Raw genomic sequence first — 17,938 nt, 5'->3', positions numbered from 1 at the left:
CACTGGCCGCCCCAGGCAAGCAATCTTAGCTAAGATAACCTACTTAGCCGTTGCAGCACATCGACTGAACCCTGATGAATCTGCGGGACACCTCGAAGGACGGACCGACGTGAAAGAAATGCGAAGCATCCCACGGCGAAGGGACTCCGACCGGTGAGCCCGCGGCGCGCGGCCATCGTCGGCGTCCACAACACTCGTCAGGCAAGACGCCTCGATGGGTACACCACCGCCACTCTGACCGCCGAAGCCGCAGCAGGCGCACTGCGCGACGCCGGCCTGACCCTGACCGACGTCGACGGAGTGACCTACGACGGCGGTGCCACGTCCCTGATCTACGACCTCCGGCTGGGTCCCGCCTGGCAGGGCGCGCAGTTCGGGCTGCCCGCCATCACGGAAGCGGCCCACGCCATCGAGGCCGGTGAAACAGATGTGGTCCTGATCGTTGCTGCGGCCACCGGCGTCTACACCGACCGCGCGTCCACGGCGCCGTGGACGCGGCCGGAGCACGAGTGGGTCGCCCCGTTCGGACTCTTCACCGCCGCTGAATTCGCCTTGATCGCCCGCCGTCACATGACGACCTACGGGACCACACCGGAGCAACTGGCCGCGGTTGCGGCGACCATCCGCAACCACGGCCATCACAACCCCGACGCCGTCTACTTTGGACGCGGACCCTTCAAGCCCGCCGACGTGCTCGCCTCCCGCATGGTGGCCGACCCGTTCCACCTGCTCGACTGCTCGATGACCTCGGAGGGCGGATGCGCGCTCGTGCTGGCGAGCACCGACCGGCTGCCCGACATCCCGGCGAGGCCCGTCTTCATCCTCGGTAGCAGCGCCGACAACTTCGGTCCGGCGTACCGGTATCCGCCGAGCTGGGATCTCGCGGGCAGGCGCGGTGGCCCGGTCAACGGCGAGGTGGGCAAGCGCGCCGCAGACCTGGCCTTCCGCCACTCGGGATTGCGCCGGTCCGATGTGGACGTTCTGGAGCTCTACGACCCGTTCTCCTTCGAGATCATCCGCCAGTTGGAGGCGTTCGGCTTCTGCGAGCCGGGCGAGGGCGGTCCGTTCGTGGCGGACGGTCACATCGGAATCGACGGCAGCCATCCGGTCACCACCGACGGCGGAACGATGTCCTTCAGCCACGCGGGCGCGTCACCCCAGATGTACCAGCGGGTGATCCGCGGTGTTCAGCAACTACGCGGAGATGCCGGTCCGTTGCAGGTGCCCGGTGCCGACGTGGCGCTCTGCAGCGGCGGGGGCGCGGGCGCGCTGTTCACCTCGGTCATGCTGCTCGGATCGGAGGCTACGCAATGAGCACACTCCTCGTTCCGCAGCGCGGCGAGCTGCCGCATCCCGTACCGGGGGCCCTCAGCGCCCCGTTCTGGAAGCAGTGCGCTCAGCGGAAGCTGGTGTTCCAACGCTGTTCCTCGTGCCGTTGGGCCTGCTTCCCCCCGGCGGAATTGTGCCGCAACTGCCTTGGCAGGGACCTGAAGTGGGAGACGAGTTCCGGCCGCGGCACCCTCTACAGCTGGACCGTGGTGTACCGCCCGGTGACACCGGCCTTCGAAGCCCCGTATGCGCCCGCGATCGTCGACATGGAAGAGGGCTACCAGTTCCTCACCAACCTGATCGGGATCGCGCCGGAGGGCATCCGCCCCGGAATGGCGGTGACGGCCGAATTCCACGAGGTGGGCTCCGGTCTGTACCTGCCGTACTTCCGGCCCGCGTGAGCCTGCTCGCGTCACTGCCCACGCGCGCCACGACCACCGGGGGGCCTACACGAACTGCCGCTTGGCGTACGCCGGGCGTGGCGTGCCGAGGCGTTTCGAAGCCGCAAGGGGGACTTCGCCGCAGGGCGGCCGGCCCTCAGCCCTGGGCCTGTTTGTCCGGCTCAGGGTCCGGGCCCTGGTCCGGGCGGTAACACGCTTTCAGTAGTCCGGCCGCTGCGGCGCCACCCAGTGCGGCGGCGATCAGCGCCTGCGCCGGCCCGTCGCTGCGGCGGCCCAGCATGCCGTCCAGCGAGAACCGCCCGTGACCGAGGGCAGCAAGCGCCACGGCGGCGCCGGCGACGACTCCGGTGTATTCCCAGCCACCCTTGAAGACGAAGAATCCCTTCCCGCGATGGTCGGTACGTGCGGCCACGGCCATCAGTCCGACGGCCGCTGCGGCCGGAAGGGGGTTGGCCAGGCCGAGCGCGAGTCCGGCCCCGGCCGCCATCTCCGTACCTGCGGCCATCCGTGCGTGCACCGCCGCAGGGCGCAGGCCCAGGGACTCGAACCAGCCTGTGGTGCCCTTCAGCCCGCCCGGCCCCGCGACCTTGTTCCAGCCGTGCGCGAACAGCATCGGCCCCAGTGCGGCGCGCAGTACGAGTGCCGCGGTGTCCCGGACGGCCGGACTGGCCGTCGCTCGGGAGCGGGTCGTCAGGGTCATGGCTAGCTCCTCCTCGGTGGTGGAACGGGCTCGGGGCAGGGGCCCGCGGTCGACTGGCCACGCCGGCGACCGAGGCCGGCCGCGGCGGTCAGGACCGCTCGGCGATCCGCCACCGCACGGTCTCGCCCGGTTCTTCGTGTACCAGCCCGCGCCGCGCCAGAGCGCGCAGATGGGCAAAGGCCTCGCCCACGGCAGCCTGCTGCGTGAAGCCTTCCATCCCTCCCCAAGGGCGCGACCAGTGCATGTGCGCGGCCACGTCCCAGGCGACCTCCGCCCCGGCCGCCAACGCCGCCAGGACCTCCTCGAAGCGCTGGTCGTGATGGCGCCGCAGATCGGCGAGCCGACCCTCGAGGTCCGTGAACCGCCGCTCGTGGGCGGGCAACGCCTCGCACGCACCCCAGCCGTTGAGACGGTCGAGCGAGCGGAGGAAGTCCCCGAGCGTGTCGGCCCCCTCATCGCGGGGCGGCGGCACGTTGGGCGTGATCCGTGGCAGTACATGGTCGCCGGTGAGCATCAGGCGGTGGCGGGGCTCCCAGAAGCACAGGTGACCTGGGGAGTGACCCGGGGTCCAGATCGCGGACAGCTCCCACCCGAGCACGGCAGGCCGGTCACCGTCCTCCAACAGCACATCGGGCTTCGGCATGTCGCGCCGCGGTTCCAGCGCACGCAGTCGCCGGTACTGACGGTCGAGTACATCCTGGGGCGCCCCGGCGCGGCGGAGCGTGGCAAGGCCGAGCGGATCGGGGTTCGCTTCCTCCAACAAGGGAATGACCGCGGCGTCGGCGGGGTGCAGGGAGATCCATGCGCCGGACGCCTCACGGACACGCCCTGCGAGCCCGTAGTGATCGGGGTGGATGTGCGTGACCAGGACTCCCTGGACGTCCTGCATACGGGTGCCGATGCCGGCCAGCCCCGACGCCAGGGTGTCGTACGCCTCGTCGGTGTCCCAGCCCGCATCGACGAGGTACGGTCCGGCGTCGGTTTCGAAGACGTACACCAACACATAGCGCAGCGAGGTGTTGGGAAGCGGCACGGGGATGCTCCACACTCCGGGACGCACCTGGCTGACCGGCGGCAGCGGCCGGTACGGGTGCCCGGTGGCTGCGGTGCCCCCCGGATCGGGCACGTGCGGAGCGGGGCTCGTCATGACGTCCTCCTCGGACGTGACTGCGGCTGGTTCGCGGGCCGCGCATGGTGAAATGACTGGCTGACCGCAGCACTCTGGCGGCCCGGTCGGAGCTCTAGGTGCCAGGCACCCGCAGGTCTCACCAACTGCCGCGCACGAGCCGATGAGCCCTGGCCGTGCACGGGCGACCCGTCATTTCCGAGTCGATGCTGAGGCATCGTCAATCGAGTTCATCCGTGACCCCGTTCCCGAGTCTGGAACAGCAGCGCTCTGCGCCGACCGAGGAAACCACTGTAGCTACAGGCACGTTGCCTACAGGTGTGACTCCGCCCACAAACCGCTGGTCTGATCCGGGCGCTGCCCAGGACCTCGGCGGACAGATCCGCGAGGAGTAGTCATACGGGCGATTGCCGGCCACAGGGAAGGATGGGTCGCAAGAGGTCGAGCCGTTGCAGAATATACAATATGCATTCAGTCAAAGGGAGATGGGTCGGCAAGTTGATCAGGCCGGCAGAAGCCCCCGGGACTTCAGGAGCGACACGACACTCACCGCTTCGGTCCGCAGCATCTCGGAGTACTCCGCTTCCGCCGTCAGCCCGTCGCCGGCTTTGATGGCACGCAGCACCGCCCGCAGGCCCTTCTTGTGAATCCGGACGGCTCCGGCAACCTCTTCGAAGTACTTCCCCGACACGATGCTGATGGCCATGACCCGTGACATCGCGGCGATCCGCCGCGACCGCGCCATGACGAGCAGCTGACGGTTGAATTCGAGGTTGATCTGCCAGAGCTCGTCCGGGCTGTCGGTAGCCTGGAACGCTCGGTTCAGTTCTGTCAGAGCCTTCACTCCGACCGGGGTTCCGCGCTCGGCGGCACGCCGAGCGGCAAATCCGTAGAGCATGCCGAGGAACTCGTAGTGGTCCAGGACGGTGTTCTCATCCAGACCGTTGACGAACGCCCCACGGTGGGCTTCCGTTGTCACCCACCCCTCGCGGTCGAGGGCGATGACAGCTTCGCGGACCGGCACCCTGCTCACCCTCAAGGCGGCAGCGATCTCGTCCTGGGGGACCCGTTCCCCGGCGCGGAGTTCGTTGTTGAAGATCATACGCCGGATGTGCTCAGCCACCTGCTGGGCACTCGTGGGGCGTGACAGTCCACCGGAGTCGCCGATATCGAATCTGGGGCCGTTCTGTGCGACCGACCGAGTAGCGATCACGACCTCCTGGGCCTCGTGAGGATCCGGGCCATCCCGGGCTTGGTAAAATATATCATTCGTCGCAGCACACGCGCGCGCGAGGAATCCCCACTCGGCCGGTGCCGGCTCGGCCGCCATGCGGTCGATGGCTCTGCCGCCGTTGCCTGGCATCGCTGGGCGTGTGCGGCGCGCTCACGGTGGCAGAGGCCTGAACGGCTGCTCCGTCCACCACGGGTAGAACGCGGGCATGTCCGTGCTGACCCGGCCGGGGAAACGTGCAGGCCGTTTCTCCAGGAAGGCGGTGATGCCTTCCCTGACGTCCTCCGACCGGCCGCGTTCGTACATCGCTCTGGAATCGAGCTCGTGAGCCTGCATCGGGTCACTGGCTCCCAGCATCCGCCACAACATCTGCCGAGTCAGCGCCACAGCGACCGGGGCGGTCGCGTCCGCCATCTCCCGGGCCAGCGCACACGCGGCCGGCAGCAGCTCCTCCGGTTCGTGCACCGAGCGGATCAACCCGGCCTCGAGCGCCTCCGCGGCACCGAACACCCGCCCCGTGACAGCCCACTCCATAGCGCGGCTGATGCCGACAACGCGCGGCAAGAACCAGCTCGACGCCGCTTCGGGAACGAGCCCGATCCGCCCGAAGGTGTACCCGAACCGCGCCCGGCTCGAAGCAAGCCGGACGTCGGTGGGGAGCAGAACCGTCGCGCCGAAGCCTACGGCGGCGCCGTTCACGGCGGAGATCGTCGGCTTCAACGACGCGAAGATCCGCATCGCGATCCTCCCGCCGAAGTCGCGATGGTCAGTGCCGTCAGGGTAGTCAAACCGCGATGGCCCGCCTTCGGCGAGGTCGGCGCCTGCGCAGAACGCCTTGCCCGACCCGGTGAGGACGACTACGCGCACATCGTCGTCGGCATCGGCCCGGTCGAAGGCGTCGAGCAACTCCTGCCCCATCAGTGGGGTGTACGCGTTGAGCCGCTCCGGGCGGTGCAACGTGAGCGTCAACACGCCGTCGACCACTTCGTACCTGAGATGCCGGTACTCCCGCCCCATCACGGGTCCACGTAGAGGTCGATGGTGGGGTGGTCGCCACCGCCGTACCGACTCAGATCCGTGACCCCGCTCTCGGCGAGCACTTCGGCGTCGATCAGAGTACGGCCGGTCCGCGCCGACGGCGAGGTCGAGAGCACCTCGATCGCGGCGTCGGCCATGATCTGCGGGCTCCGTGAGCGAGCGGCTGCCTCCTGGCCGCCCAGCAGGTTGACGACCACCGCGGTCGCGATCCGGGTCTGGGGCCAGAGGCAGTTCGCGGCGATGCCCGCTTCCGCGAACTCGGCAGCCCAGCCGAGCGTCAGCAAGGTCATCCCGTACTTCGACAGCGTGTAGGCCGGGAAGCGGCCCAGCCACTGGGGCGCGAGATTGATCGGTGGCGAGAGCGTGAGTACATGCGCGTGATCGGACCGTCGCAGGTGCGGCAGACATGCCCGGGTGAGTGCGAACGTGCCGCGCGTGTTGACGTCCTGCATCAGGTCGTAGCGCCTCAGTGACAGCTCCTCGGTACTGGTCTGGCTGATGGCGCTGGCATTGTTGACGCAGATGTCGATTCCGCCGAATCGGTCCACGGCTGTGTCGACAGCCCGCTGCACGTCCTCGTCCTTGCGCACGTCGCCGACGACGGCGACGGCTTTGCCGCCGGCCTCTTCGATCTCGGCGACCGCGGTGTGCACGGTGCCCGGCAGCCGCGGGTCGGGCCGGTCGGTCTTGGCCAGCAGGACGGCGTTGGCCCCCTGCCGGGCGGCAGCCACGAGGATTGCCGCTCCGATGCCCCGGCTGCCGCCCGACATCACGATTGTGCGACCTTGCAGCGTCTCATGGCCCATGCTGCGGCTCCTTCAAGCTCCAGAGGAAGGCCAGGTCCCGCTCGGTGCCGGGCAGGCCTCAACGCAGCAAGACAATCGCATAATTTATATTATGCACGGCCCGCGTGACCACCGCCTCGTGGGCTTTCACGGACCGCCCCCTGGTCCGGTGACTCAGTCGCTGGCAGGGAGTGGCTTGGCGGCCTTGAGAACAAGGTTCTGCTCCCCGTCCGACAGAGAGCCTTCGCCTCCCATGGTCACGAGTATCTCGACACTGTCGTCGTCCGGGTGGGTGTAGCGCTTGCCGAGCAACGAGCCCCGCATCTGCTCCGGGACGGGCGTCATTTCTCCCCGACCGGATGCGCCGAGCTCAAGCATGCGGACGCCGCCGCACCACAAGGCCGCTGGCTTGTTCCCCGCCCGGACGACGATGACTTGGGTGGTGCATACCTGACTCTTGAGCCGCATACCGGCGCGAAGACCCACGGCTTCATCGTTCATGACCAACTCCTTGACGCTGTGTCAATTGTTCCGTTTCGCCGCGGCTACGCTGCGGGAGCGTTGGCGAGGAGTGCCTCGTTGGGGTTGTCGGGCAGTTCAGTCAGCGGGCGGGCGACCTCGGCGACGGTGGGCCCCAGTTCGGCGGCGCGCGGACCCAGCACGTCGAGGTCGAAGCCGTACACCTGGGCCGCGTTCTCGGCCAGGACCTTGCGCACGTCGGCCTCGGGCCAGTCGTGGAAGACCTGACGCAGGGCGAGGGTGGTGTAGGGGTAGGTACCCTCGTCGTGGGGATAGTCGCTGCCCCACATGAACTTGTCCACACCGAGGGCCTCGCGTGCGGCCCGGACGTCGGCGATCTTGGGGAAGCTGGCGCCGAGCCAGACGTTCTGCTGGAAGTACTCGGTGGCCGACTTCGGCAGGACATGCTCCGGCTTGAACCGCAGTTCCCCGACGGCGCCGTTGTCCCGCACCGCCTTCAGGATGCCGTCCAGCTGGTTCAGCAGAGCAGGCAGCCAGGCGCAGCCCTGCTCGGTCATCACCAGCTTCAGGCGCGGGAAGCGCTCGAAGACCCCGGACAGCATGAGGAACAGCAGCGGCCTGCGGGAGTAGTGGGCGACCTCGGCGAGCATGATCAGTGCGGAGGAGGGGTGGCGCGAGTAGGCGGGGGCGCCGGTGCCGCCGTGCACGTTGACCGGCACCTCCAGCTCCTCGCACACCGCCCACAGGCGGTCGTAGTCGGGGTGGTTGAGCGGCTTGATCCAGTCCACGTCCGGAGGGATCGTCGGCAGCAGGACGCCGCCGCGCAGGTTGTGCTCCTTGATCCAGCGGACGTCGGCGATGGCGTCGTCGATGTCGTTGAGGAAGATCTGCCCGATGCCGGCCCGGCGCTCGGGCGCGTCGGCGCAGAAGTCGGCCAGCCAGCGGTTGTGGGCCCGGATCCCGGCCAGGCGGCGCGGGTACTCGTCGGCCTGCGGGGGGCGGGCGAACAGGACGAAGCTGGGGAAGAACGGCGGGACGGTGTTGGGGAAGATGACCTCTCCGACGACTCCGTCCGCGTCCTGCTGGGAGTTACGCATTTCATCGTCCCAATTGCGGTGGCGCCGGGCGTCGCCGAGGTCGCTGAAGGGGTTCTTGTACTTGCCGCGCCAGGCGTCGAACTCCTCGTGCCACTGCGGGTCGAGGTACTCCCGGTACATGGCGTGGCTGCCGCCGGCATGGGTGTCCGAGGAGATCACCGTATAGCGGTCCTCGGGCCTGGATGTGGTCATGCATCCTCCGTGGATGGCGATGGATGGTGCGTTCGTGGAAGCCTTCCGGTTGCGGCCGGTCGCGCTCATCGGGGCGATCAGCGCTGCGGGGCACAGCTGTGGGCCCGTGTGGGTCAGCCGCGGGGCAGGCCGAGGATCCGTTCGGCGATCACGTTGAGCTGGATCTCAGCCGTGCCGCCGCCGATGAGCTGCGGAGGCACCGACAGATAGCCGTGCGTGGCGGCTCCGCCGGGTCCGGTCGCCGCGGCGGCGTACGGGCCGTGCCAACGCATGACCTCGGCGGAAACGTGCTGGTGGTGCCAGCCGGCGGCGACCTTGAGCACGCTGGCCTCCGCGCCGGGCCGCAGCCCGGAGAGTTGCCGCAGCGTGGCGCGCAGGCCCAGCGCCGACAGTGCGTAGCGTTCCGCCATCAGCTCCCCGAGGGACCGCTCCACCTCGGGTGCGTCTGCCATGACCTGCGGCGAGGTGGACATGGCCACAGGATCGGCGCCGGTGCCGATCATCCCGCCCATACTCACGCGCTCGTTGCCGAGCGTGGTGCGTGCCATGGCCCAGCCCTCGTTGACCGCGCCGACCAGCCGGTCGTCCGGGACGAACACATCGGTGAGGAAGACTTCGTTGAACAGGTAGCCGCCGTTGGCCTCCCGTAGTGGCCGGACCTCCAGACCTGGGGCGCGCATGTCGACCAGGAAGCAGGAGATCCCCTTGTGCTTCGGCGCGGCCGGGTCGGTGCGGGCCAGGCAGAGGCCCCAGTGCGCCTCGGCCGCGCTGGACGTCCACACCTTCTGGCCGTTCAGCCGCCAGCCGTCGTCGGTCTTCTCCGCCCGGGTGGACAGCGAGGCCAGGTCCGAACCCGCGCCCGGCTCGCTGAACAGCTGGCACCAGATGATGTCCCCGCGCAACGTGGCCGGCACGAAGAACTGCTTCTGCTCGTCCGTGCCATGGGCGAGGATCGTCGGCAGAACCCATTCTCCGATGATGGTCTTCGGCCGTTCGACCCCCGCCTTGGCGTACTCCTGGGCGATGACGATCTGCTGTGCCGGGCTTGCGTCGATGCCGTACGGGGCTGGGTAGTGCGGCAGTACCAGGCCCAGCGTGGACAGCCGTGCCTGACGTTGCTCCTCGGGCAGGGTCGCTACCTCCTCGAGCTGCTCAGCGATCCGCGCGCGGAACGTTGCGTCGTCGTGGGTCAGCGCGACGTCGAAGGAGCGGCCGGCGGTGCGGGCGAGCCGCCCCAGCCGCCGCTGCCAGCGGCTCACGGGACCGAGCAGGCTCTCCATCGTCATGGCGCGGCGCCAGAAGAAGTGGACGTCGTGCTCCCAGGTGTAGCCGATCCCGCCGAGCAAAGTGATGGTGTCCAGTGCGAGGTCGCTCGCGCCGGGCAGGCAGACCACCGCGGCCTCCGCGGCGGCCAGGGCGAGCTGCTCCTCGGCGTCAGGCCCGTCGGCATCCGCCGCCCGAGCGGCGTCCCAGGCGGCAGCGGCCATCGTCTCCAGCCGGATGAAAAGCCGGGCGCACTTGTGCTTGATCGCCTGGTACGACCCGACCGGGCGCCCGAACTGCTCGCGCACCTTGACGTACTCCAGCCCCGTCTCCACGCACCAGCGGGCGAGACCGACCGCCTCGGCGGCGCACAGGGCGGCTGCCATCGACCTCACGGTGGACGGGTCCACGGGCACTGTGTCGGCAGCGGGGACGACGAGGTCGTCTGCGGTGAAGCGTGCGATATCGCGGGTGAGGTCCACTGCCGGGAGTGGCTCGACGGCCAGGCCGCCGGCGGTGGCGAGGTCCACGGCGAAGACCACCTGGCCGTACTCATGCCGGGCCATGAGCAGTACGACGTCGGCGCGCGCCCCGCCCAGCACCGGCACGGACGTGCCGTTGACCCGGTAGCCGCCGGGGACCCGGGCGGCCACCATTCCGTCCGGGTACAGTGCGACGGCGCCACGCGCCCCGGCCCCGAAGCGGCCCCTCAGCGCGGGTACCGCTGCGCCGTGGTTGCCTGGCGACTCATCACCTGATGTGGCGTCAGATCGGGTAGGTGGACAGGAACGGGTAAGAATCGCGCCGGCGATGGCGGTCGGCAGTAACGCGCCCGGCATCAGGCCCCGCGCGGCCTCCTCCACGACGACGGCCAGGTCCCCCACGCCGCCACCTCCTCCGCCCGCGTCCTCCGGCAGGTGCACGGTGGCGAATCCCTGCTCCACCAGGGCCGCCCACAGGCTGTCCTCGTGCTGCCGCGTCCTTCGGACGGCGTCCGAGTCGCCGCTCGCCGGATCACGGTCCACCGGCCCGGCCGCCAGGTCGGCCGCCGTGCGGGTGCGCGACCGGGGCGCGTGGCGCGAGGCGAACCCCTCGACCGACTCCGCCAGCGCGGACTGTTCCTGGTTCAGTGCTATCGACACGTCGCCTCCTCATGGCCGCTGCCCGTCGGGTGCGCATCCGTCCGCATCAGCGGTCGAGTTCGAGGACGCGGGCTGCGTTCTCGTAGAGGAACTTGGGCCAGACCTCGTCGCGGAACGGCACGTCGGGCATGTCGGTCATGATCCGTTCCAGGGACAGGCCCATGGGGAAATAGCCCGCGTAGATGATCTTGTCGGCACCACGGGTGTTGGCGAACTCGACGACCTTCCGCGGGTAGTACTTCGGTGCGAAGGCCGAGGTGGAGTAGTACAGGTTCGGCCACTTCAGCAGCAGCTTGACCGCGAGCTCCTCCCACGGTTCACAGCCGTGGCGAGTGACGAACACCAGGTCGGGGAAGTCGTACATCACCTCGTCGATGTACTCCACCCGCTGCGGTTCGAACTTCAGCCGGGGGCCGGGCACGCCGGCACAGCAGAAGATCGGGATACCCAGCTCCACGCAGGTCGCGTACACCGGGTACATCTTCTTGTCGTTGATCGCGACCTGCGGGAAGGTGCCGGCAGGGAAGGCGCCGACGGCCCGAATGCCGTATTCCTCGTAGTCGCGCTTGATCTGCCGGACCGTGTCGACCACCTGATTCGGATCGTCCACGTTGCCGGAGGGGATGAAGCGGTCGGGGTGGCGTTTCAGGGCCAACTGTGCACTTTCCCCGGTGACTCCGATGAGAGCTTTCTCGATGCCCCAGCGGTCCATCTCGTGCAGCGTGACGCTGACCGGGTCCTCGGTGGGCAGTTCCTTCGGCACATGCTTGAACATGTACTCCGCAGGAAACTGGAACTCCTGCTGGGATTGCCGGTCTTTGGTCTGCTTGCGGATGAAGTCGTACTGCTCGAAGCCGACGGTGGGAAACCCCATCATCGTGTCGATGATCGGCTGGCCGTGCGGGAAGGTCATGACAACTCCGCTGGTTGTGTTCGGCGCCAGACACACGATCGACCACGCGTGCGGGCATCGGGATCAGGCGGGCGGCCGTCGACCCCGGCCGTGTCACCGCGGCCGTCTCTCCGGTCCCGGCCAGGTAATCTCGATATTGAAACCGCGTTTCAAAGATGTCAAGACCTCCGTGCGGCGCCATTGGCCTGTGATTCGGCCCGGGGCGTCGCTATAAGTGCAGGTCAGAGCGTCAGTGTGGCCGATGACGGTGGGGACTGTGGACTCGCCCAGCCAAGCAGCCAAGCAGCAGAACCACCTAGAACGAGCTTTCAGATAGGATGAGGCCGTGCCCAAACCTGAGACGCTGCCTCTGCCCCTGGAGAGCATGACGCCGCGCCAGATCGCCCGGCGTCAACTGTTGACCGACGCGGTGATCTCGCTCGTCGACGAGATCGGGCCGGAGAACGTCCAGATGCGGAATGTGGCGGAGCATTCGGGGGTGGCGCTCGGCACCGCCTACCGTTACTTCGCCTCCAAGGACCACATGTTGGCAGCGGCCTGGGCGGACTGGCACCGTCGCCTGACCGACCGGGTCCACGCGGAGTTGGCGCGCGAGCGCTCGCGGGCCCGTCGCGAGGTAGGGGCATTGGACCGTGTGCTGTCCTTCTTCCGCCGCGAGGTGCGCTCGTTCCAGCGCCATCCGAATTTCGCCCGGCTGGTCGTGTTGGTCCAAGGGTCGTCCGACCCTTTCGCGAGCGAGGCGCTGGCCACGGTGGCGAGTTCTCAGGACGAGGTGCTTGTGGAGTTGATGGAGGGCGTTCCCGAGGAGATCGCCCAACCCGCACGGGTGGCCATCAATGCGGTGCTCAGTACCGGCCTGCAGGAGTGGACCACCGGGCGGCGCACCATTGCGGACGTGCAGAACAACCTGGAGTCGGTGACCCGGCTGGTCCTCGGGCCGGATGCGCCGCGAGGCGGCGGTTCCGCCGGGCAGGAAGTCCGCTGAAACCCGAGACCCGAACCAGCCGCCACGATTCCGGTCGCGGCAGGCAACGCGCCCGCCGACCGGATGACGCGCACGTATTGGTATCACCCCGCGCGCAGCCTGCCGCAGCGGAGGCAACGGGCGTCTGAAATGGGTCCTGCACTCCCCCTCCTCCCAGGTCCGTCCTGTCCTTCTTCTGCAGATTTCGGCCTACCCAGATATCACAGCTAAGATAAAAATCATTGGCTGACCAGGCCGCGAGCGGAAGAGCTCGACGGAACAGGAGACGAGATGCGACAGCTGCGCCAGCCCCGGTTGGCCGAGATGGTGGCGGCCAAGCTGCGTGAGGACATCCTCACGGGACGGCTCAAGGAAGGTGACAGCATTCCGCGGCAGGAGGACCTGTACGCAGAATTCAAGGTCAGCCTGCCGGCGGTGCGCGAGGCCATGCGCATCCTGGAGACCGAGGGCCTGATCTCGGTGAGACGAGGGAATGTGGGCGGTGCGGTGGTGCACCAGCCCACCGCCGACCGCATCGCCTACATGGTCAGCATGGTCCTGCAGACCCGCAATACGTCTCTGAGCGACGTCAGCGGCGCACTGCTTCAGTTGGAGCCGGTGTGCGCGGCCATGTGTGCGGCCCGAGACGACCGCGAGACCGCCGTGCTGCCGGCTCTGCGCGCCGCTGTGGAAGCGCAGCAGGCCGCATTCGACGACCCCGCTCAGTACTCGCCGCTTGCCCGCCGGTTCCATGAAGAGTTGGTCTCGCTCTGCGGCAACGAGACGATGATCGTGCTCATCGGTTCGCTCGAATCCATCTGGTCCGCGCACGAGTCCGCCGTCTGGGGTGCGGTGGCGGGGCACGAGGCAGACGCCGGCTCCCCCATGTCCGCCGCCACGCGCAGGGCCGCGATCCGCGACCACGAGAAGCTGATCACGGCCATCGAGGCAGGCAACACGAGCCGGGCCATGACGCTGGCCTCGACCCATCTCGCGGCCACCCGGGCGAGCACCCTGGCCTCTGGGACCGCCCAGCTGATCAAGGCCAGTGCGGTGGGCGGCTCTTAGCCCGTGGCCTGAGAGCACGTCGCGGTTCGTTCGTTCGTGGCTGATCGATTACGGGCGTGCACCCGTACGTACCTTTGCACTCACGGACAAGCCGCGTGACGCGTATGACCGGCACGAGCCACGCGTGATCTGCGGAACCTACAGCAGTTCCGCGACGCGATCGTCGTGCAGGGCAGGGGGGCCCAGGATCTCCCGGCTCGACAGGGCGCGCTTGTAGTAGAGGTGGGCATCGTGCTCCCAGGTGAAGCCAAGGCCGCCGTGCAGTTGGATGGTGGCTCCGGCCACCTGGGTATAGGCGTCGGAGCAGAAGCTCTTGGCCACGCTCACCGCGAGCGCACGCTCACGCTCACGCACGTCATCGCGGGATGCGGCGCGCACGGCCTGGCCGGTGGCGGAGCGGGCCAGTTCGACCTTGATGAGCATGTCGGCCAGGCGTTGCTTGACCGCCTGGAAGCTGCCGATCGGGCGGGCGAACTGGATGCGGGTACGGGCGTGCTCGGCGGTCATGTCCAGGCAGTGCTGGGCGCCGCCGACCTGCTCCGCCGTCAGCAGGGCGGTGGCCGCGTCCCATGCGGCCGCGAGTCCCGGCCTCAGCTGCTCACCCGGTTCGGCGACAGGAGTGGCGCGGGTTCGGTCGGCGGTGACGCGAGCAAGCCGCCGGGTGAGGTCAAGGCTGGTGAGCGGAGTGCGGTTGGTCCCTTCGCCCTCCAGGACGAAGACGCCGGGTCCGGTGTCGGTGTCGGCGATGGCCAGCAGCAGGTCGGCGCCGGCGCCGACCACGACGTGGGGGTAGGTGCCGGTCAGCCGCCAGCCGTCGTGATCATGGACGGCGCGCGGAGCCGTTCCGGCGGCGCCGCGAAATCCGGCGAACGCGACCGTCGCGGTGGTCTCCCCGGAGCCCAGCCGGGGCAGCCAGTGCTTCTTGGCCTCCTCGTCGGCGACGGCGAGGAGCAGCGGCGCGGCCAGGGCGCAGGTGGCGAACAGGGGCAGGCAGGCGAGGGTGGAGCCGGCGGCCTCGAAGACGACGGCCAGGTCCTCCAAGGCGCCGCCGCTTCCTCCGTACTCCTCGGGCACGGCCAGGCCCGGGATGCCGATCTCGCGGGCCAGCCGTCGCCAGACGGCGGGGTCGTGGCCCAGCGGATCGGTCATCAGCCGGCGGACCTCGGTCATCGGGCACAGGTCGGTCAGGGCGGCGGTGATGGCCTTGCCGAAGTCGTCGGTACTGTCGGTCATCGGACGGCTCCCTTCTCGCGCGCGGTGGCGATCTCCTTGGCGGTCAGCCCGAGTTCGGCGAGCTGCCGGGTGGCGAACGGGCCGGCCACTGCCTGTTCCGAAGCGACGACGGCGATGCCGTCGAGGGGGCGGGGCATCAGTCTCGCCCGGAGAAGACGGTGACCGCGGCGTCCATGGCCTCCTCCAGGCTGGTGCCGGGCTGATCGGGCAGCCGTACCGGGCCGTGCTCGCGGCTGGGCAGCAGCACGGTGGCCTTGCCGGTGGTGGTGGTCTCGCCGCGCTGGTTGACCGCCGTCAGGTCGAGGTCGGCGGCCGGGCGGCCGCCCTCGTCGCGGTGCAGCCGGGTGACGGTACCGGAGAGGTACTGCGCGTCGCCGACGTAGTTGAACTTGCGGAACTCCACGCGCAGCCACCGCAGCCAGGCATCGTCGCCCATCCAGTCGGTGAGCAGGTGTATCAGCCAGGTCTCCCGCATCCGGCCGTAGTCGTAGGTGGTGGGCAGCCCGGCCTTGTGGGCGTAGGCCGGGTCCCAGTGAACGCGCTGCATGACGTCGGGGATGCCGAGTGCGTCGGGCTCGTAGAAGCGCGGTATGCGGCGGCGGTTGGCCCGCGCGAGGTCGAGGGCGGCGACGCCGTAGATGCCCATGCCCATGCCGACGTGCCAGCAGATCATGTCGGTGACGGTCATTGGGCCCTTGATCATCGTCCCGGTGGAGTCGCCGACGGACAGGTCCTCGAACCAGCGCGGCTCGGCGCCGCGGCGGGTGTGCGCCTCGCCGGCAGCGTCGATCTCCGCGATCTCCCCCGAGCTCCACGTCTGGGCCTGAACGCTCTCCTTCTTGCGTTTACGGGCCTTCTCGCGCTCGGTGCGCACCATACAGCGGTACTGGCCACCCACCAGCACGCCGTCGTCGGTACGGAAGAGTTGCGCCTCCCATTCGTACACGGCCCGGCCGCCGAACTGGCTGGGCTTGTCGTGTACGGCGACCAGGGCGTTGCGCCGGCTGAGGGTGTGACCGGGAGTCAGCGGGGCCCACCAGTCGCGCTCGGCGGCGGCGTAGAAGGCGTGCACGCCCCGCAGCGGGTCGCCTTTGAGCGCCTTCGCGGCCTCGCGTTCGGCCCCTGACAGTACGTCGGTACCGATCAGGCTGTCACCGCCGACCAGCGGCGGCGGTGCGATCAGGCCGCCCCACCTGCTCTTGGCCGCGTAGTCCGGTTCGCTCCAGAGGGGGTTGTCGTCCCCGTAGCACCGGGCGACGTTGCGGAACGCGTCCTCGCCAGGCCGACGGTAGTGCGGGGGAACGGGATTGGGGTGAGGGATGCCGATACGGGCGCGGAGTGCTGCCACACCCTCGTCAGTGATCTGGCCAGCTACCATGACCCCTACTCTATTATCTTTGCTATCCTTATATCTATAGCAGAAGCCAGCCAGGGAGGTCCTTCGTGGCAGCGGATCATGACAGGCCGTCACATTCAGTGGCGATCGACCGGGCCGCGTCCGAGGCGCGGGCCTGGGTGACGGCACATGTGCCGGCCGCCTGGCGCGAGGCGGCCGAGCGCGGCGGCCCCGCCGAGGTGCGCACCGTACGTACTCCCGAGGAGTACCGCGCCTGGTATCCGGTCTTCGGTGCCTCTGGCCTGGTCGCCCCCACCTGGCCCGTGGAGTACGGCGGCCGCGGCTGGAGCGTGCCGGCCGCCCGCGCCGCCGAGGAGGTGCTGCGCGCCTACCACCTGCCCCGGCTCAACCCGCTCGGCCTCAGCCTCACCGCGGCCGCGCTGTTCGCACACGGCACCCTCGAGCAGCGGCGGCGCTTCCTGCCGCCGATCACCCGCGCCGAGGAGATCTGGTGCCAGTTGTTCAGCGAGCCCGGCTCCGGCAGCGACCTGGCGTCTCTGTCCACCCGGGCCGAACGCGACGGCGCCAACTGGATCGTCAATGGCCAGAAAGTGTGGACCACTTGGGCCGACCGCGCCGACTACGCCGTCCTGCTCGCCCGCACCGACCCCGACGCCCCCAAGCACCAAGGCCTCACCTACTTCCTCATCGACATGCACAAGCCCGGCATTCGGGTGCGCCCGCTGCGCCACATGGGCGGAGCCGTTGAGTTCTTCCAGGTCTTCATCGACGACGCCGTCATTCCGGACACCCAGCGGGTCGGAGAATGCGGCGCCGGCTGGAAGGTCGCGCAGGCCACCCTGGGCGGAGAGCGCCAGATGGTGTCGGGCGCGGGCTCCGGCGGCGTGGACCGGATCGGTGGCGGCAGCGCCGAGCGCCTCGTCGGCCTGGCGCGCAAGCGCTCGGCCGACGGACTGCCGGGCGGCTGGGACGAACCCGCGGTGCGCCGCGAGGTCGTCCGGCTGTGGGGCGAGGAGCAGATCCGCCGCTGGACCAACGAGCGCATCCGCGACAGCGCCGCCGTCGGCCGCCCGATCGGTCCGGCCAGTTCCATCAACAAGGTGCACGGCTCCGAGCTCAACCAGCGCATTCAGGAGATGGCCGTCAAACTGCTCGGCCCTGACGCTCTGGCCTGGGAGGGCGATCTGGACGAGTACGCGTCCGGCATGCCCGACGAGATCCGCGGCCTCCTGCGCAGCCGGGCCAACACCATCGAGGGCGGCACCAGCGAGATCAACCGCAACCTCATCGCCGAGCGCGTCCTCGGTATGCCCAAGGAGCCCGACCTCTGGCACGGCCGGCCGTGGCGGGAACTGCCCCGCGGATGAGCAGCGTGTGGACAGGGTCGCGACGTCGCGACCCTGTCCACACGGCATCCAAGGCGAACCCAGGGCCCGCGTGCCGCGTGTCCACGGCGGGCTCCCCGAATCCTCCCCTGCCTCCGAGCTCATGCCCCGGCCATCGCTTGGCGCGCGGGGCGGGCGCCCCTTCTGTTCAGAGCTCCGAGGGTGGTCTGGAGCCCCGCGCTCCCCTCGCGCCGCGGGGCCCCAGACCGCCCTCTGCCCCGAGAGTGGCAAATC

The 17,938-nt window shown here is 69.2% G+C and carries 17 protein-coding genes; 5 read left to right on the top strand and 12 right to left on the bottom strand.

The genetic code is table 11. The features are described 5' to 3' along the window. The first annotated feature begins 153 nt into the window (after positions 1-153). A complete protein-coding gene (locus tag ACWD4J_RS36170) occupies positions 154-1,314 on the top strand; it encodes a thiolase family protein (protein ID WP_451399749.1) in 1,161 nt (386 codons plus the stop codon). Then, the gene (locus ACWD4J_RS36165; protein WP_451399748.1) at positions 1,311-1,730 is read left to right on the top strand and encodes a Zn-ribbon domain-containing OB-fold protein; all 420 of its coding nucleotides are present in this window, start codon (positions 1,311-1,313) and stop codon (positions 1,728-1,730) included. The genes ACWD4J_RS36170 and ACWD4J_RS36165 overlap by 4 nt, the downstream gene beginning before the upstream one ends. Before the next feature lie 136 nt (positions 1,731-1,866). Here the strand turns inward: ACWD4J_RS36165 and ACWD4J_RS36160 are convergent, their stop codons facing one another. From ACWD4J_RS36160 to ACWD4J_RS36120, 9 genes are all read right to left on the bottom strand, one after another. Continuing rightward, positions 1,867-2,430: a DoxX family protein gene (locus tag ACWD4J_RS36160; protein WP_451399747.1), complete on the bottom strand. Its 564-nt coding sequence runs from the start codon at positions 2,428-2,430 to the stop codon at positions 1,867-1,869. A gap of 88 nt (positions 2,431-2,518) precedes the next feature. After that, positions 2,519-3,577, bottom strand: a complete 1,059-nt coding sequence (locus ACWD4J_RS36155; protein ID WP_451399746.1) for an MBL fold metallo-hydrolase — start codon at positions 3,575-3,577, stop codon at positions 2,519-2,521. A 481-nt stretch (positions 3,578-4,058) separates the two neighbouring features. Beyond that, positions 4,059-4,919 (bottom strand): GntR family transcriptional regulator, encoded by an 861-nt coding sequence (locus tag ACWD4J_RS36150; protein WP_451399745.1) that lies wholly within the window; start codon positions 4,917-4,919, stop codon positions 4,059-4,061. Positions 4,920-4,940: 21 nt separating this feature from the next. Further along, a complete protein-coding gene (locus ACWD4J_RS36145) occupies positions 4,941-5,804 on the bottom strand; it encodes an enoyl-CoA hydratase-related protein (RefSeq protein WP_451399744.1) in 864 nt (287 codons plus the stop codon). Then, a complete protein-coding gene (locus ACWD4J_RS36140; RefSeq protein ID WP_451399743.1) occupies positions 5,804-6,631 on the bottom strand; it encodes an SDR family oxidoreductase in 828 nt (275 codons plus the stop codon). Before ACWD4J_RS36140 ends, ACWD4J_RS36145 begins: the two co-directional genes overlap by 1 nt. Positions 6,632-6,784: 153 nt before the next feature. Next, entirely contained in the window at positions 6,785-7,111 is a 327-nt protein-coding gene (locus ACWD4J_RS36135; protein WP_451399742.1) for a hypothetical protein, read from the bottom strand. Positions 7,112-7,155: 44 nt separating this feature from the next. Continuing rightward, positions 7,156-8,379: an amidohydrolase family protein gene (locus ACWD4J_RS36130; RefSeq protein WP_451399741.1), complete on the bottom strand. Its 1,224-nt coding sequence runs from the start codon at positions 8,377-8,379 to the stop codon at positions 7,156-7,158. A gap of 113 nt (positions 8,380-8,492) precedes the next feature. Beyond that, a complete protein-coding gene (locus tag ACWD4J_RS36125) occupies positions 8,493-10,784 on the bottom strand; it encodes an acyl-CoA dehydrogenase family protein (protein WP_451399740.1) in 2,292 nt (763 codons plus the stop codon). A gap of 46 nt (positions 10,785-10,830) precedes the next feature. Continuing rightward, the gene (locus tag ACWD4J_RS36120) at positions 10,831-11,697 is read right to left on the bottom strand and encodes an amidohydrolase family protein (RefSeq protein WP_451399739.1); all 867 of its coding nucleotides are present in this window, start codon (positions 11,695-11,697) and stop codon (positions 10,831-10,833) included. Positions 11,698-12,022: 325 nt separating this feature from the next. Between ACWD4J_RS36120 and ACWD4J_RS36115 the strand changes: the two genes are divergently transcribed. Together ACWD4J_RS36115 and ACWD4J_RS36110 are read left to right on the top strand one after the other, a co-directional pair. Next, complete coding sequence (locus ACWD4J_RS36115) at positions 12,023-12,682, top strand: TetR family transcriptional regulator (RefSeq protein ID WP_451399738.1); 660 nt, start codon at positions 12,023-12,025, stop codon at positions 12,680-12,682. Between the two features lie 270 nt (positions 12,683-12,952). Then, positions 12,953-13,729 carry a FadR/GntR family transcriptional regulator gene (locus tag ACWD4J_RS36110; protein WP_451399737.1) on the top strand — a complete coding sequence of 259 codons (777 nt, stop codon included), beginning with the start codon at positions 12,953-12,955 and terminating at the stop codon, positions 13,727-13,729. Between the two features lie 138 nt (positions 13,730-13,867). Here ACWD4J_RS36110 and ACWD4J_RS36105 read toward each other — a convergent pair whose 3' ends face one another. The 3 genes from ACWD4J_RS36105 to ACWD4J_RS36095 are packed head-to-tail and all read right to left on the bottom strand — an operon-like array spanning position 13,868 to position 16,340. Then, complete coding sequence (locus ACWD4J_RS36105) at positions 13,868-14,962, bottom strand: acyl-CoA dehydrogenase family protein (protein ID WP_451399736.1); 1,095 nt, start codon at positions 14,960-14,962, stop codon at positions 13,868-13,870. After that, on the bottom strand, positions 14,959-15,099 hold the full coding sequence (locus tag ACWD4J_RS36100) for a hypothetical protein (RefSeq protein WP_451399735.1): 141 nt from the start codon (positions 15,097-15,099) through the stop codon (positions 14,959-14,961). The genes ACWD4J_RS36105 and ACWD4J_RS36100 overlap by 4 nt, the downstream gene beginning before the upstream one ends. Then, on the bottom strand, positions 15,099-16,340 hold the full coding sequence (locus ACWD4J_RS36095; protein ID WP_451399734.1) for an FAS1-like dehydratase domain-containing protein: 1,242 nt from the start codon (positions 16,338-16,340) through the stop codon (positions 15,099-15,101). The genes ACWD4J_RS36100 and ACWD4J_RS36095 overlap by 1 nt, the downstream gene beginning before the upstream one ends. 65 nt (positions 16,341-16,405) lie before the next feature. On the opposite strand from ACWD4J_RS36095, the gene ACWD4J_RS36090 reads away from it, so the two are divergent. Then, positions 16,406-17,686: an acyl-CoA dehydrogenase family protein gene (locus ACWD4J_RS36090; RefSeq protein ID WP_451399733.1), complete on the top strand. Its 1,281-nt coding sequence runs from the start codon at positions 16,406-16,408 to the stop codon at positions 17,684-17,686. The last annotated feature ends 252 nt before the right edge of the window (positions 17,687-17,938 follow it).

Source organism: Streptomyces sp. NPDC002577 (genome assembly GCF_053594815.1).
The sequence above is the reverse complement of the archived record's forward strand: the minus strand, read 5'-3'. Positions and strand labels throughout refer to the sequence as shown.